Here is a 15,729-nt window from a genome sequence, read left to right as displayed (position 1 = left end):
AAAATAACTTTTTCTGGCTTTCATAATATTTTTTGATTCAACCTTATATCTTCTACCTTCTACCTTCTACATAAGTTCCTTTTAGATAAGTGCTGAAAAAGCCACTTTTTTGGAACCCTAGCTAATATCCGCCCAAATACCGCTACTTAGCACCAGGACTCGGAGCGGGAGTTGGCGGCTTTTCTTCTTGCTTTAACGGCAGCAGTGCGTGCAAGTCAAAAGCAGTTTTAATTTTAGTTTGCGGCTGATCCACAGGGATTATTTTCCCTTTCAAGAAGTCTACTTGAAGTGCCTGAGTTGATACTAGCAATTCAGATTTCAAATTCCTCACTACCAACAGCGACTGCATTAACTCCAAGTTACGCATAAAATTGCGGGTTTGAGCGAAATTGCCTTCAAACTCTACCTTAAATTTTTTGCGTCTGAGCTTGCCAGCCAGGGACGGCCCGAAGGACGTATCCCTGAGAATATCAGGGTCTAGAGTTCCCGGCGCGGCAGTTGCTGCTGTTGCTGGCGGGATGTCCGGCTCAAATTTGGTAATTTTAGCCTTGAGGTCGTCCCCTTGCACGCCGGCGTTGATTCTATTAACCAGTTGGGTCATGTCAAACAGCAGCGTGGTAACGCCCGTGTCGCTGGCAAACATTGCCGTCACGTTAGCCCGGCGCTGTTTTGCTTCTTCTTGCTTTGCTTTTGCTTCTGCCTCTTTTTGAATTAGAGTTTGCAATTGCTTTTGCGTTTGCTCGCTTTCGGTAATTTTTTGCTTGAATTCGCCGCTTTTTTGGAATTCGGGCAGTACGAACTGGTAGACGAGGTAGCCGGCAATTCCGAGGCCGAGTACCGCGACGCCGATAGCTTGGACTTGGGGCGTCAGCTTAATGCCGAATATTTCCTGAGTCCCTGTCTCTTCTGCTTTTCCGCCGCTGGGAATAAACTCATTTGCTGCTGTCATGGTTGTTTCACTTCTCCTTTTTGTGGTTCTAGCACTCCTTTTTCTTGAAGTGTTTCTATCCGTATTGCTAGCCCGTCTGCTTGCTTGCTCCGCAGCTCGGGGAGCAACTCGGAGGCTCCAGTCGGGCTGAGCGTCGTTTCAATTTTATATTCCACCACCGGCCGCAGTTTGGGAAGTTCTGCTGCTCCTGCGTTTGGGTTGCGCACTTGTAATTGTGTGGGATTGTTTTTTAATGTAGCCGCTACCAGTCTGGTGTCGGTGTTGAGGAAGAAAGGAGAGCGCTGGACTAGCAGCATAAAGTCGTTAACTTGAGCAAAGGTACTGGCTATGCCTGAAATTTGTACTTTTGCTGCCTGTGGCGCGACTACAGGAGTGGGAGCGGCAACTGGGGTGGGGCTGGCTGGGGACGGACTCGCCCCCGGAGATGGACTCGCTCCCGGGGAGGCGGCGGGAGTTGCGGAGGGCGGGGGTGCTGCGGCAACGGGGGAGGGACTGGGGTCGATTTGCTCGATTTTGGCAATTTGCACTCCGGCGGGAGTGCGGACACTGAGGTCTTGCAGCATCGCCGACCAAGGTTTAATTTGGTCGAATACTCCGGCTAATGCTTTGTATTCGGCGGTAACTTTGTCGGTTTCGGCGTTGATGGCTTTGATGGCGTTGGCTTGAGTGTTTAAGTTTGCCAGTTTTTGGTCTTGGGTTGCTTGTTCTCTGGCCAAGTTGGTATTTTCGTTAGTCGCCCACCACCAAGCGCCCATGACTGCGGCGTTGATGCCCAAGGCAAACAGCAGCGCCCCAATTAGGGGCAGTTGGTCTTTGGCTCCACCAGAACTTTTTTTAGCTGAGCTTTTGGCTGCTGCGACGGGTTTGTAGTCCGGGCGGTCGTTGAGAAAATTAATATCTAGGCTGTACATGGCTTCACTCGATTTTATAGCAGAAGGAAGAAGGGAGAAGGCTTTAGTTATCGTCGCGAGAGAAGGAAGGAAGGCTTTAGTTATCTAGTAGGGAAGGAAGAAGCAATTTTCCGCAATGGTTTGGGAAATTAAGAACTTCCTCACCGTCTTGGCTGTTGCTAGAGATTTTAATTTGAAATTTTAGATTTTAGACACAGCGCAAGATTGCCGGTACAAGTGAAGGATTTATTTAGGGAAGAAAGAAACAACTTTCTGCCTTCTACTGACGGAAGCGGCTGCTTCTACCTCCGATATTTTACCTTTTACCTTCTACCTTCTACCTCCAATATTCTACCTTCTGCCTTCTGCTTTCTTCTTTCGGAATGGGCTTTTACCTAAAATTCTCAAATCGGTTTTTCTATCAAAAACTGTTAGGTCACATTACCTCCCTCAGTCCTAAACCTAGGGCGACTCCTAAACCTGCTCGCTGTTCTGGGGTAATTTCTTCGCTGATTTCGAGTCCTAGGGTTTCTATGGGATCGACTTGAGATGCGGGCAAGCTTAATCTTTGCATAAAAAATTCGTCGAGTTTGCCGATCGCAGCTCCCGGGCCTGCTAGCAGCAGTTGCGCTACTTCGAGTTCTTCGCTCTGGTTGAGGTAAAAGTCTACTGAGCGGCGCAGTTCGTCTGCTAGTTCTCCCAATACTTTAATCATCGCATTTGTGCCTGGATTGGCGTCTCCTGATGCCCCCATTGTATCTGTGACTGGCAGGGTCATGCCTTGCAGTTCGGTGGTGTCTCTGGTTGGCGGCAGGTTCATGGCTTGGTTGAGGGCGGTCTGGATTTGGTAGGTGCCGATCGGGATGGTACGGTTGAACTGAGGTATGCCGTCCACTACTATAGCTAACTCGGTACTGTCAAATTCTATGTCGGTCAGGACGGCGGCTTCTTGGGAGGAAAATTGTTGCAGTTGTTCTTTGAGGGTGCGGATCAGGGCAAAGCTGGTCACTTCTAGCACGTCTATAACCAGTCCGGCTTCTTTAAAAGTTTCGATGTATGTGTCGGTAACTTCTCTGCGGGTTGCTACTAACACGACTTGCACTTTTTCTACGCCGTCGTCATCTACAAATAGGCCGATTTTTTGATAGTCTACGTCGGCGTCTTCTCTGGGAAACGGCAAGTACAGTCCTGCTTCTGCGTTCATGTAATCCCGCAGTTCTTCTTCGTTGAGCTCTGCAGGAACTGGGATGAGGCGGATGACGGCTTCGCGGCCGGGAATGGCTGTGGCTACTCGCTTGGCTTTGATTTTGTTTTCGGCGAGGACGGTACGTATTAGTTCTGCCATTCCCGGCGGATCGACTATTTGTCCTTCTTGTATGTAGTCTTCTGGAACTTCTGTTGAGGCTAGGATGCCTAATTTTAATGCCTGGGCTTTCTTTTCGAGCTGAATGATGTTGATGCGGTCTGGGGCTATTTCGATCCCGATTCCTGGCTGGCGTTGGGAAAGTAGACCTTTGAAAAAGTTAACCATGTGATTGGGTCGCCGGTAATTGCTATTTTTTTCTTTTGTAGTTGGCCAGCCTGATTCAGCGCGCAGGCGTGTTGGAGGGTTGGTTTCCAACTGCCGAAAGAGTGCTGTAATCTCGGTATCCCGCCTTCTTCTGCGCAGATCCGTCTGTGTTGCGCGATCGCTAGTTCCGATTTTATGCTATCCAATTTACTTGACAATAGCTATTCTGCTGCGAATGTCAATAAATTCCAGCTCGATCGACCGAAAACCTGCCGATTCTGCACAAAAACCGACTCGCTAGGGGGCCCGGGTACAAAACTCTCTCTCGCACTCGATCGTGTTTGATTCGGGCGATTCCCTACCCTACCCTACGGGAACCCCTACGGGGAACGGGAACCCCTGCGGGAAGATAGCTTCGCTTCACGCTTTTTTGTCTGACGGTTCCGATAACTCTCAAATTTTATTCTATGAAACGTAAATCTTGGCAACTGTTTGCTGTTTTTGGACTGGTGGGGCTGCTGCTGGCGGCGGTGGTGAGTTGCAGCAAGCCCGCTGTTAATTCCCAGGCAAATAATACGCAGGAAATCGAGTTCTGGACTATGCAGCTTCAACCTCAGTTTACTGAGTATTTCAACAAGACGATCGCCGGTTTTGAAGCGGAAAATCCGGGGGTGAAGGTGCGTTGGGTGGACGTTCCTTGGTCGGCTATGGAAAGCAAGATTTTGGGGGCGGTTTCGGCGAAAACTGCGCCGGATGTGGTGAACCTGAATCCCGATTTTGCTTCGCTGTTGGCGGGACGCAATGCTTGGCTGGATTTGGATTCTCGGATTCCGCAGCAAGTTCGATCGACCTATCTGCCTAATATCTGGAAAGCTAGTGTACTCGACGGTAAGAGTTTTGGCATTCCTTGGTATCTCACGACTGGGGTGACAATTTACAATACGGAGTTGTTGAAGAAGGCTGGAATTGCTAAGCCTCCTGCTACTTATGCCGAGTTGGCAACTGTTGCGAAGCAGGTGAAGGAGAAGACTGGTAAGTTTGCTTTTTTTGTGACTTTTGTGCCGGAAGATTCGGCGGAGGTTTTGCAATCTTTCGTGCAGATGGGTGTGCCTTTGGTGGACGCTAAAGGCAAGGCTGCTTTTAATACTGCTAAGGGGAAAGCTGTTTTTCAGTATTGGGTAGATTTGTACAAAGGCGGACTTTTGCCGCAGGATGTTTTGGTGCAGGGCCACCGCAGGGCGATCGAGCTTTATCAAGCTGGGGAAACTACTTTGTTAGCTTCTGGGCCTCAGTTTTTGAAGGCGATTTCTGAGAATGCTCCGAGTATTGGTGCTGTTTCGGCTGCTGCGCCTCAAATTACGGGAGAAACAGGCAAGAAGACTGTGGCGGTGATGAATTTGGTTGTGCCCCGCGACAGCAAGCGCCCTGATGATGCTGTCAAGTTTGCTCTGTACGTCACTAATTCTCAAAATCAGTTGGCTTTTGCTAAGGCTGCTAATGTTTTGCCTTCTACGGTTGAGGCTTTACAGGACGATTATTTTAAGAGCGTTCCTGCTGATGCTCCCGCAGCCGATCGAGCTCGGGTTGTTAGTGCTTCTGGGTTGAGTTCCGCCGAGCTATTGATTCCGCCTCTCAAGGATGTTAAGAAGTTGCAAAAGGCGATTTATGACAATTTGCAGGCGGCAATGTTGGAGGAGAAGTCGGTAGATCAAGCTGTGGCTGATGCGGCTAAGGCTTGGGATCAAAGGTAGTTTTTAATTGAAGCTGGGGCAGGATTTTTTTTGATCTCGCCCCTTGCTTTTAAGGTTGAATTGTCCAGTCTTCCTGCACTAAATCAGGCACTTGCGAAAAATCTCGGTTGTTGCGCGTAACGAGGATAGCATTATTAGCAAGTACAATAGCAGCAATCCGCAAATCTTGCGTGCCGATGCGTATTCTTTGACGGCGGAACTCTTTGTAAATAGTGCAAGCATCCCGATCGAACTTCAGAATGTTGAGAATTTTCAAATCCTCTAATGTATCCCATAGCTTCGTGTAAGCTAATATCAATTTGTCAGTTTGCGATAGCTCGGAAGCTTGTCTAATAACATTGAGCCTACCGCGAATTAATTCCTCTGCTGTGACTATCGTAACAGCAATATTTTTAGCATTAGCCTCGACGCGCTGCATAACTATTGGATGGTTTTGTTGCCAAAGCGAGAAACAATCCGTATCAAGTATGTATCGGCTCATTTGGCCTCAGCTTCAGCGTCTAGTTGACGATAATAGGCTTCAGTTTCTGCATCAAGTTCGCGGCGATATTCTTCTATGTATGCCAATACCTCACCATATTGCGGATCGTTTTCATACTTACCAGCTAACCTCACCCAAGGATTGTTCGATCGACTATTCGTGAGTTTGACAGAGACGATTTCAGCTTCGGCTAGCTGGGCATTTACTAAATCGTGAAGGTTTTGCAGTGCTTGCGATCGCGTCTCGCCAAAAGCTTTACATTCGGGCCATCCCAGCAGCGCTGCACTGACTGTTGTGTCTGATTCGTTTTTAATGATTATGTGATAAGTTGAGCTGTCGAGGTCGCCCCCAAAGTTAGTGCGATCGGCTGCGCGAATGTCGCAGGTAGCGTTACCTGTTAAGAGTGTTTTTGTCTTGACTGTCTCCTTGGTGTTTTCCTGGGGCGGCTTTTCTCTTTCTCCAATGATAATCGGGTCTGCTTTGCGAAGCGCGTCATAAAGTTTGGCCGTGTTTGGAAACTTTTCTAGTGCTTGCCCGATCGCCGACTCACCAGCTACCTTGACTGTAGAAGAATCGATGTTTTCCTGACGCTGCTTGATTATGTTTCGCCTGAAAAGCTCGTCAAATAGTAAAGTTTGCTCTTGGGCTGGCAAAGCTTCTATATATTCAATTAGCGTTTGCACCGATATAAGGCTGCTCATAAACTTCTATCTCTAAATTTTTCTTAACTAACTTGTATTTTAACAAAAGTTTGGCCTTGGGCATTGGGCATTAAACATTAATCTTTTTTGCTCTCGCGGCTTGCTTTTTTCGGCCACTTGACGTATTATTAAATAATGGGAATCTGTGCCGCCATATATATAAGCATATATAAGCTTTTAAGTTATTATCCAATGATGAAATTACGGCCTCTTCACAAGGGGGAGTCGGAGGAGAACTCTGGATAAGTCAATCTCGACTATTTTAGAGGTAAATGTTTGTCGATAAGAACGATCGCTCATCCCAGAAACCGAGTTTCTTTATCCCGTGCGAGCGCCTTTCTCAATTCAGCTTGATTGAGGATTTGTAGGAAGATAGCCTGAATTCCTCAAATATTCAGAAATTTGACTTGTGTTAAAATCAAAGCTCAGCTCAAAATAGGAGAAAATTCTTATGCCAGCGATGACACTCAAAGATTTAAACCAAGTTCAAACCCTTTTTTCCGAAGCGGGTTTAGATTACAAAATTGAACTAGAAAACGGGAGACTTTCAATTGTGGGACCATCAGACATCGTATCCAGTGAAATCAGTAGCCGTCTCATCGCCTTTCTTTTCGCTTGGATAAATACCCGTCGCTTGGGGAGAGTCTTTGACTCCGCAGGCGGTTTCATCATGCCGGATACGAATGTCAAAGCACCGGATGTTTCTTTTGTGCGCGCCGCCCGCTTGCGCCAAAGTCCGCGTTATTTTGGAGAACTTGTCCCCGATTTGGTGGTTGAGATTAAATCTCAGAGCGATCGCATTAAGCCTATAGAAACCAAGGTTTTGAAGTTTATAGAATTGGGTGCGACCGTCGGAATTCTGATCGATCCTGATGAAGAAACAGTGACTATTTATCGCTCTACAGGTGAACCGACTGTTTTAGGAAATGGCGATATCTTAACAGTAGCAGAACTTTTTCCCGGTTGGGAATTGCCCGTTTCGGAATTGTGGCCTCCTATCTTTACGGAGGAAGAAACACAATTCTGATGCGTTTAAGCTTGGGATTGTTGTTGTTGCAGAAAATAGCCGACGAGATAAAGCGAACCGCAAAGGATTGTTAGGTTGTCGCCTGTAACAGCAGCATCTAAAGCTGTTGTTAAGTCGGGGAAGGCTTGACAGAGAGTTAATTCGGGACAGATAATTTGAGCGAGGGCGGCTAATTCTGCGGGGGATGATGAGTTTGGATCGGGTACGGGTACTAGGTAAAGCCGATCGCCCTTTTTGAGTAATGCTTTCAAAATATCATCGCAGTCTTTAGTCGCCAGAATGCCGATTACCCAGTTAATCGGTGACGAATGATTGTTCAGGCGATCGACATATTCACGCAGGGCGATGGCTGCGGCGGGGTTGTGCGCGCCGTCAATTAATATGTTGCGGTTTTTCCAAGTTGTCTGCTGGAGTCTTCCGGGCCATTGGGTTTTGGCGATACCGTTTTCGATCGCGGTTGGGGAAATTTGCCATCCTTGGTTTTGGAGAATTTGCAAAGTTGCGATCGCAATTGCTGAATTCATTAATTGAATTTTTCCCAGCAGCGGCAATTGATATTTTATTTTATCCGCATTTTGATTAAACTGATATTCGGCGAATCCTTGTCCTAAATCTATTGCTGGTTTTACCCAAGTTGCCGGACAATCTAATTCTTGAATGCGTTTTTCTACTACTATTCTAGCTGATTCTGGCAATTCTCCGATAACTGCCGGACACTTTGATTTAAGAATTCCCGCTTTTTCCCCAGCAATATCTGCCACGGTGGGGCCGAGTATTTGCCAGTGTTCGAGACTGATAGAAGTAATGACGCTAGCGAGAGGTGTCTCGCAAACGTTAGTCGCGTCTAATCTACCGCCCAATCCAGTTTCTATGACTGCAATATCTGCTTTTTGTTCGGCGAAATACAGCCAAGCTGCGGCGGTGATTATTTCAAATTGAGTGGGAGTTTCGGTGTTGTTTTCGGTGGCGGCGACAACTCGTTCTAGACACTGTTGCAATGCTATTGGGGAAATCGGTTTTTGGTTGATGCAAATTCTTTCTGTCCAATCGATTAAGTGCGGAGATGTATAGCGTCCAACTCGATAGCCTGCTTCTGTTAGTACGGAAGAGAGATAAGCACAAACGGAACCTTTGCCATTGGTGCCGGCAACGTGGATAATGGGTACTTGTTTGTGGGGGTTGTCTAGTTTTTGGAGAAGTTGGTGAATTCTTTCTAGACCGAGGTGGACGCCGAAGTGTTGGTAAGATTGGAGGATGGATTCTGCATTCATGGAGGATGATAAATTCTGTTTGTGTGTGAATTATATTTTTTTTATTAACCGCAGAGGGCGCAGAGGGCGCAGAGTGAGAGAAGAAAGAGAGAGATATCTAAGAAAAGAGGGGTTTATAATTGAGTTATTGTATTTATTGCTGGTGAAAAAAGGTGGCTTTGGATATTATTTCTCTGTTTTCTGGTTGTGGGGGGTTAGATTTGGGTTTTCGCTTAGCTGGGTTTAATCCGGTTTGGGCTAATGAATATGATAAGTCTATTTGGGATACGTATAATTTCAATCATCCTGAAACTATTTTAGATCGCAGAGATATCATAAAAATTAATTCTGATGAAATTCCTAACTGTATTGGGATAATTGGCGGGCCTCCTTGTCAAAGTTGGAGTGAAGCGGGGGCGAAACGGGGGATTGATGACAGTCGGGGTCAACTTTTCTGGGAGTATATCAGAATTGTGCGGGACAAGCAGCCTTTGTTTTTTTTAGCTGAGAATGTTAGCGGAATCTTAGCTCCCAGAAACAAGGATGCTTTTACTTATATATTATCGCAGTTCGAGGACATCGGGTATCGGGTTTCGTACAAGTTGTTAAATGCTAAAAATTTTAGGGTTCCGCAAGATAGGCAAAGGGTGATTGTTGTTGGTTATCGGGAAACTCTGGGTTTGGGTTTTGAGTTTCCCGAACCTGGAACCGATGTTTTGACGCTGAAAGATGCGATTTTTGATTTGCAGGCGATCGCCCCTATGTCAGTTAAGGGTAAATTAGATAATTATCACGATTCTGTCCCAAATCACGAATGTGCGGATTTGGGGTTTTCCAGCATTTATATGTCGCGCAATCGAGTCCGAAGTTGGTCAGAACCTTCTTTTACAATTCAGGCAAGCGGCAGACACGCACCTCTCCATCCTCAAGCTAGTAAAATGATTTTGGTTGGCAAAGACAAACGCATTTTTGACCCCAATTCGCCTCTGCCTTACCGTAGGCTTTCTGTGCGAGAGTGCGCGAGAGTTCAGACTTTCCCGGATGAGTTTATTTTTAAGTACAAGTATATTGGTGATGGATACAAAATGGTCGGCAATGCTGTTCCTGTGAATTTGGCTAGAGTTTTGGCAAGTAAGATTTTTGAGGATATTGTCTTAGGGCATAGGGCATCGGGCATAGGGCATCGGGCATTGGTGTCAACTTAAGCCGACCATCTACCAGTCGCTAGGGAATGAATTCCACGGGGCTTTTAGCGAAAGTCCTCGCTATGAAGACTAATCTCAAATCCGTTGACATCAGAATTATTCATCTCTCTCTTCTCTTCCTCTGTGTCCTCTGTGCCCTCTGTGGTTTCATCATTCCGAATTATCTGTCATTGAAACTTGGTTAACTCGCCAAGATTGTGCTGAATCGCATTTATCCCACGAATATGAGACAAGGGAGAACCTCCATACAAAAAGCTGTTTAAACTAACTTGATAATTTTGTTGAACTGCTAAATCCAGCCACAAATTGTTAATCGCATCTCCGGGCTTGTAGTCGGGAATGTTGTGCTGATAATAAGGAAAACTGTCTATACAAGTATTGAAAAAGTTCTTGCGGCCGCAATGCTTTAAATACTGATATCGTGGCTTAAATTCTGTTTGATTTTCTAATACTGTATATATAGTATCTGCGAGAGATTCTGGGTCAAATTTGGCGTAAAGACCCGCACCTTCGGGGAAAACTGGCGAGTTGCCTCTGGCGTATTGGTTGAATTCTTCAAAACAAATTACTGGTACGTTGCAACTCATGGCTTCGGTAATTCCCCGGTTTTTTCCTTCGAGGAGGGAACCGAGGACGAATGCTTGCGCCCGCGAATAATATGTGGGGATTTCGCTGTAGTAGTCAACTCTAGGCACTAAGTTAATGTAGTCCAAGGGATTGCCTAAAATTGTCTCTATTTGTTGCCATTCTTTTAAGGCGTACTCGTCGAGGGTTCTCAGGTTGCTAGCATCAAAGTCATGGCCGGTGACGACTGTTAATTTTATCGGTTTTTGCGGATATTTTTGGCGGTAAACTTTTAAGGCTTTGGCTATGATTGGCAAATTTTTTTCTTCGGAAATTCGGGCGACGGCTAGCAAGTCGATGTCTTTGGCGGGGACGTTGCGCGGGGAAATTAAGTATTCGTTGATGAAGTCGGTGTCTTGCAGTGGTATGATTGGTTTGTGGGCGCGATCGGGATAAGTTTCGCGAAACCACTTATCTCGCTGCGGGTTTTTGTATAAACTGGAGTAGGCGTCAGCTATGGGGGCCCACGAATAGGAAGTGCCCGGGGAATAGGTGAAGGAGAAAAATACTGAGGAAAGTTGGGGAAATAGTTTGTTGATGAGTTCGACTGCTTCGCTGAAATAAATTCCTTTGATGAAACGCCCTTCGTAAAACAGTGGGGGAAGCAAGACGTAGAAACTGACGGTATCGAAGCGGTGGGGTTGGTCTTCAAATATCTCCCAGGTAAAGGCGTCTAAGTCTGCATAAATTTCGGCGATTGGTTTGTTGATGTGGGGGTTGCGTAAATATGGCTTTTGTCGATCGTAGTTTCCGCGTACCATATAATTCTGAGTGTGAGTATCTAGCTTTTTTTATTTAACCGCAGAGGGCGCAGAGGAGAAGAGAAGAGAGATATTCACAAGTCATCTAAGGGTTGTTCTAGTGATTCATTGTCGCCTATTGTGAGGGCGAGTTGGTAGATTTGGCGGCGGGGGAGGGATGTTTGTTGCGCTAGCTGGCGACTGGCTTGGGAACGAGTTATGCCTTCTGCAATTAATGTTTGCAATTCTGCTTTGATGGCGTCTTCGGAAAATATTGGGGCTGCTGTTTGGATGCCGGCAATTACGAGGGTAAATTCTCCCTGGGGTTCGCGATTGGTGTAAAGTGCGATCGCACTTTCCATACTACCACGCCAAAACTCTTCGTGCATTTTAGTTAACTCTCTCGCCAGCACAATCTGTCTGTCGCTTCCCAAAGTATTTGCTAAATCTTGTAAAGTTTGCCGCAATCGGTGGGGAGATTCGTATAATATTATAGTGCGGGATTCTATTTGCAAAGCTTCTAAACTCTGTTGGCGTTCTTGACCTTTCACGGGTAAAAAACCTTCAAATACAAATTTCTCTGTTGGTAATCCTGATGCAGTTATGCCAACTATGCAGGCGGTCGGGCCGGGAATCGGAATGATGTTAATATTAGCATCGGCGCAAGCTTTGACTAACTCGTATCCAGGGTCAGAAATTCCCGGCATTCCGGCATCGGTGACGAGGGCGATATCTTTGCCTAAATGCAGTTTGTCGATGAGTTCGGGAAGTCGCTGGTGTTGGTTGTGTTCGTGATAGCTAATTTGGGGCGTTTTGATTTGGAAATGGTGCAAAAGTTTGCCTGTATGGCGGGTATCTTCAGCGGCGATGAAGTCTGCTGCTTGCAAAATTCGGATGGCGCGAAATGTCATGTCTTCCAGGTTGCCGATCGGGGTTCCGACGATGTAAAGTGTTCCTGTATTGGGATTCGCTTGCATTTTAAGAGTGGGATTTTTTAACCGCAGATGAACGCGGATTAACGCAGATATGAAAACCGGATTGTTTTTGGGATTGGCAACTTTAGATTTAATTTATTTGGCCGGGAAGCCTCCGGGTGAAAATCAGAAAGTTGTTGCTTCTGATTGTACCATTGCTGCGGGCGGGCCGGCGGCAAATGCTGCGGTCACTTTTAGCTATTTGGGGAATGCGGCGGTATGGGCTGGTGTTTTAGGCACTCACGCGATCGCTCAATTAATTCGTGCAGACTTAGCGGAGTATAATGTCAGGATAATTGATTTGGAACCCGGGCGATCGCACTCGCCGCCAGTTTCCTCGATTATTGTAACTGAAGCAACGGGCGATCGATCGGTAATTTCCATCAATGCTACAAAATCGCAAGTTGACAGTCAAACAATTAACCAGGATATTTTAACATCCGTTAGTATTGTACTGGTTGACGGACATCAAATCGCAGCCAGCCAAGAAATTGCTCAACTTGCCCACTCAAAAAACATTCCCATTGTCCTCGACGGTGGCAGTTGGAAACCCGGATTAGAAGAAATATTGCCTTTCGTTGAATGGGCGGTATGTTCTGAAAATTTTCATCCACCAGAGTGCGAAAATTCAGAACAAGTCTTTGCTTACCTGTCAGCAGCCGGAATTTCCCATATTGCCATCACTCGCGGCGAAAAATCAATTTTATACCTCAGCAATGGCACTTGCGGTCATATAGAAATACCTCAAATTCAAGCCACAGACACTTTAGGGGCAGGCGATATTTTTCACGGCGCTTTCTGTCACTACATTTTGCAAAATAACAACTTTACAGATACTCTCACCGCAGCAGCTAAAATCGCTTCCCATTCCTGCCAAAACTTCGGAACCCGCGCCTGGATGAATAAGGGTTAATTTTAAATTAAAATTAACCAAAATATCCGGTTAAAACCCCTCAAAGCTAGAAAAGTTGAAGTGGCAACACTTGTTAAGTTAAAATCCTGACAGCAACCTCGACAAAAGTTGTGAACTTCCATCTTCTCTTCCTTCGCACTTAGCGTCTTCGCGGTTCGTTAAAATTGCTATATTAGTGAAACAACCTCAAACCAAACCAAACAGTCCTAAAACAACATACCCGAATCATGCCTGACACCCAACCTCTAAGTATCACCCTTCCCCCTTTGCGGATTACCCTAACAGAACAACAGCAAGTTAACCTAGAATGGCTGACACAAAACTTGCCAAATCTACTCACCCCAAGCAAACAAGAAGTCCCCGACAATATGAAACAGTGGGTGGCAGCCAACAAATTATTAAATCAACCCGACGCAGAAATCATTCAAGCCCTAATAAGTACCGGCATAGATGCGGAAACAGCCACCGCAGAAGTTAGAGAAATATCCTCTCATCCTTACTTTCAAGCAGGCAGCCATTACGTCCAGTTATTGCAGAAATTAGAATCGCATCTCAGGATTAACAGTCAATTAGCCGCCCTGTCTTCCAAGTTTGGCACAATCGAACGAAAAAGTAGCCTTTCCCGAGAGTATTTTCTTGAAAATTACTACGCCAAAAATACTCCAGTAATTATTACCAACATCATGCACAACTGGAAAGCGTTGCAGTTGTGGACGCCCGAGTATTTACAGCAAAAATATGGCGATGCAGAGGTACAGATTCAAGCCAACCGCAATTCCGACCCGAATTACGAAATCAAGATAGAAAATCACAAAAAAATTGTTTTGTTCCGCAAATATGTAGACATGGTGGTCAAGGGCGGGCCTAGCAACGACTACTACATGGTTGCTAACAACCAAACTCTGGAAAGAGAGGAATTTAAACCGCTATTTAACGACATTGAAATATTCCCAGAATACCTCAATCCAACGGATACAAAAGGCAGAGTTTTCTTTTGGTTCGGCCCGAAAGGCACGATTACGCCGCTGCACCATGACCCAGTTAATTTAATTTTAGCTCAAGTGTCGGGTCGCAAACTAATTAAATTGATTTCTCCGCAGCAAACACCTCTGCTTTATAACCATGTCGGAGTTTTCAGCAAGGTGGACGGCGAAAATCCCGATTATGACAAATACCCGCTTTACAGAGATGCGAAAATTATTGAAGTGATTTTGGAACCGGGAGAGGCTATCTTTATTCCTGTCGGTTGGTGGCACCATGTAAAATCCTTGGAAGTTAGCATTTCGGTTTCGTTTACTAATTTTGTGTTTCCCAATTATTATGAATGGAAATATCCTCATATTAATTGGTAATTGCTAATGTATGGTTCCCCGGGGCGGGCACGGGGGCGCCGCCCCTACAGAAATCTGCGTTCATCTGCGGTTCAAAAAAAAGAAATTAATGAAAAATCTCGAAGAAATCAGCGAAATTGCCCGATCGATCGCCTGGAGTGCATCAGATATCCTACAATCCTATTATCGGCAGGATTCCAACACTCCTAATCTTGACATCCAAGAGAAAAAAGACGGCCCCGTCACCGCCGCCGATGTCGCTGTCAACTCTTACATTCTCGACGAATTGCAGTCGGCTTTAGGGAATGCAGAATTTGGCTATCTTAGCGAGGAAACTTACAAATCTTATTTGAAAACCAACGGTCAAGTACCCTTACCTCAAAGTTGGGTTTGGATTATTGACCCTTTGGACGGAACGCGAGATTTTATTGACAGGACAGGGGAATTTGCAGTTCACATTGCTTTAGCGTTCGAGGGAAGACCGATATTAGCAGTTGTGGCTTGGCCCGAACAGCAAAATATTTATTACGCAATCCGCGATGCGGGTGCTTTTATGGAAAGTCGGGACGGTTCTGCGGTAAAATTGCAGGTTTCTGCCAGAAATATAGTGGCAGATTTATCTATAGTAACCAGCCGCAGTCACCGGGACGATCGCTTTAATCAATTGTTACAAAAACTGCCTTGTCAAAATCAACTAGCTGTCGGCAGTATTGGCTGTAAAATTGCGACAATTGTGGAACAAAAGGCTGATGTTTATATTGCGCTTTCGGGCAAGTCGGCGCCGAAAGATTGGGATTTGGCGGCGCCGGAATTAATTTTGACGGAAGCGGGCGGTCAATTTACTCGTTTTGACGGTTCTACTTTGCAATATAACCGGGGAGATGTGAGTCAGTGGGGGGGATTGTTGGCGAGTAACGGTTGCTGTCACGCTGCTTTGTGCAGGGAAGCTGAGGTGATTTTAGGGGGGATAGATTCGGGTTTGAAGTAAGTCCGCGCGTGCGAAGTTATCCCGTAGGGAATCGCCCCTAAAGATTGTCACGGATAACTCATAGGGACGGGTTTTACCAACAATAATTGCCTAAAACCCATAATATAGTAAACCCCCCCATCGCACATATATCAAAAATCCCGCTCTTAATATTTCAGTCTAATCACACTTGCTATTAAAAGCTTTTTGTGTTACGAAATCCACCTCGCGATCGCTCATCCGCAATATTACTTAATAAAATTTCCCAACTTTATCAAAACTTTAATTAAATAGTGGTTTATAAAGAAAAATTTATATAGATTTTCTGAAAAAACAGTTATGGTTACTACAACCTTGAGAAAGAGTTTCGGACGCAAGTCGCGAAACAGGGGAATCCTTGTCTTTTTTTAGCTATT

The 15,729-nt window shown here is 45.6% G+C and carries 14 protein-coding genes; 6 read left to right on the top strand and 8 right to left on the bottom strand.

The features are described from left to right. Positions 1 to 142: 142 nt before the first annotated feature. The 3 genes from QUA99_RS21350 to pilM all read right to left on the bottom strand — a co-directional run bounded on the left by QUA99_RS21350 (position 143) and on the right by pilM (position 3,370). Positions 143 to 949 carry a pilus assembly protein PilO gene (locus QUA99_RS21350; RefSeq protein WP_333240676.1) on the bottom strand — a complete coding sequence of 269 codons (807 nt, stop codon included), beginning with the start codon at positions 947 to 949 and terminating at the stop codon, positions 143 to 145. Beyond that, positions 946 to 1,860, bottom strand: coding sequence for a PilN domain-containing protein (locus QUA99_RS21345; RefSeq protein WP_333240673.1), 915 nt, complete (start codon positions 1,858 to 1,860; stop codon positions 946 to 948). Before QUA99_RS21345 ends, QUA99_RS21350 begins: the two co-directional genes overlap by 4 nt. Before the next feature lie 415 nt (positions 1,861 to 2,275). Further along, on the bottom strand, positions 2,276 to 3,370 hold the full coding sequence (gene pilM, locus QUA99_RS21340; protein WP_333240671.1) for a type IV pilus assembly protein PilM: 1,095 nt from the start codon (positions 3,368 to 3,370) through the stop codon (positions 2,276 to 2,278). A 446-nt stretch (positions 3,371 to 3,816) separates the two neighbouring features. Here pilM and QUA99_RS21335 point away from each other — a divergent pair, with 446 nt between their 5' ends. Beyond that, the gene (locus QUA99_RS21335) at positions 3,817 to 5,100 is read left to right on the top strand and encodes a sugar ABC transporter substrate-binding protein (RefSeq protein WP_333240669.1); all 1,284 of its coding nucleotides are present in this window, start codon (positions 3,817 to 3,819) and stop codon (positions 5,098 to 5,100) included. A 49-nt stretch (positions 5,101 to 5,149) separates the two neighbouring features. On the opposite strand, the gene QUA99_RS21330 is transcribed toward QUA99_RS21335, so the two are convergent. Both QUA99_RS21330 and QUA99_RS21325 read right to left on the bottom strand, forming a co-directional pair. Next, positions 5,150 to 5,581 carry a type II toxin-antitoxin system VapC family toxin gene (locus QUA99_RS21330; protein WP_333240667.1) on the bottom strand — a complete coding sequence of 144 codons (432 nt, stop codon included), beginning with the start codon at positions 5,579 to 5,581 and terminating at the stop codon, positions 5,150 to 5,152. Continuing rightward, on the bottom strand, positions 5,578 to 6,282 hold the full coding sequence (locus tag QUA99_RS21325) for a hypothetical protein (RefSeq protein WP_333240666.1): 705 nt from the start codon (positions 6,280 to 6,282) through the stop codon (positions 5,578 to 5,580). The genes QUA99_RS21330 and QUA99_RS21325 overlap by 4 nt, the downstream gene beginning before the upstream one ends. 451 nt (positions 6,283 to 6,733) lie before the next feature. On the opposite strand from QUA99_RS21325, the gene QUA99_RS21320 reads away from it, so the two are divergent. After that, positions 6,734 to 7,309 carry a Uma2 family endonuclease gene (locus tag QUA99_RS21320; protein WP_333240664.1) on the top strand — a complete coding sequence of 192 codons (576 nt, stop codon included), beginning with the start codon at positions 6,734 to 6,736 and terminating at the stop codon, positions 7,307 to 7,309. A gap of 5 nt (positions 7,310 to 7,314) precedes the next feature. Here QUA99_RS21320 and QUA99_RS21315 read toward each other — a convergent pair whose 3' ends face one another. Next, positions 7,315 to 8,580 (bottom strand): folylpolyglutamate synthase/dihydrofolate synthase family protein, encoded by a 1,266-nt coding sequence (locus QUA99_RS21315; RefSeq protein WP_333240661.1) that lies wholly within the window; start codon positions 8,578 to 8,580, stop codon positions 7,315 to 7,317. Between the two features lie 152 nt (positions 8,581 to 8,732). Between QUA99_RS21315 and QUA99_RS21310 the strand changes: the two genes are divergently transcribed. Beyond that, entirely contained in the window at positions 8,733 to 9,764 is a 1,032-nt protein-coding gene (locus QUA99_RS21310) for a DNA cytosine methyltransferase (RefSeq protein WP_333240659.1), read from the top strand. A gap of 167 nt (positions 9,765 to 9,931) precedes the next feature. On the opposite strand, the gene QUA99_RS21305 is transcribed toward QUA99_RS21310, so the two are convergent. Both QUA99_RS21305 and rsmI read right to left on the bottom strand, forming a co-directional pair. After that, positions 9,932 to 11,149 carry a glycosyltransferase gene (locus QUA99_RS21305; RefSeq protein ID WP_333240656.1) on the bottom strand — a complete coding sequence of 406 codons (1,218 nt, stop codon included), beginning with the start codon at positions 11,147 to 11,149 and terminating at the stop codon, positions 9,932 to 9,934. Positions 11,150 to 11,223: 74 nt separating this feature from the next. Continuing rightward, a complete protein-coding gene (gene rsmI / locus QUA99_RS21300) occupies positions 11,224 to 12,105 on the bottom strand; it encodes a 16S rRNA (cytidine(1402)-2'-O)-methyltransferase (protein ID WP_333240654.1) in 882 nt (293 codons plus the stop codon). A gap of 49 nt (positions 12,106 to 12,154) precedes the next feature. Between rsmI and QUA99_RS21295 the strand changes: the two genes are divergently transcribed. The 3 genes from QUA99_RS21295 (at position 12,155) to QUA99_RS21285 (ending at position 15,334) form a co-directional block, all read left to right on the top strand. Continuing rightward, positions 12,155 to 13,015 (top strand): sugar kinase, encoded by an 861-nt coding sequence (locus tag QUA99_RS21295; protein ID WP_333240651.1) that lies wholly within the window; start codon positions 12,155 to 12,157, stop codon positions 13,013 to 13,015. A gap of 227 nt (positions 13,016 to 13,242) precedes the next feature. Further along, positions 13,243 to 14,367: a cupin-like domain-containing protein gene (locus tag QUA99_RS21290; RefSeq protein ID WP_333240650.1), complete on the top strand. Its 1,125-nt coding sequence runs from the start codon at positions 13,243 to 13,245 to the stop codon at positions 14,365 to 14,367. Between the two features lie 88 nt (positions 14,368 to 14,455). After that, complete coding sequence (locus tag QUA99_RS21285; protein ID WP_333240648.1) at positions 14,456 to 15,334, top strand: inositol monophosphatase family protein; 879 nt, start codon at positions 14,456 to 14,458, stop codon at positions 15,332 to 15,334. The last annotated feature ends 395 nt before the right edge of the window (positions 15,335 to 15,729 follow it).

The organism is Microcoleus sp. F10-B2 (genome assembly GCF_036704965.1).
Classification (GTDB): Bacteria; Cyanobacteriota; Cyanobacteriia; order Cyanobacteriales; family Microcoleaceae; genus Microcoleus.
The sequence above is the reverse complement of the archived record's forward strand: the minus strand, read 5'-3'. Positions and strand labels throughout refer to the sequence as shown.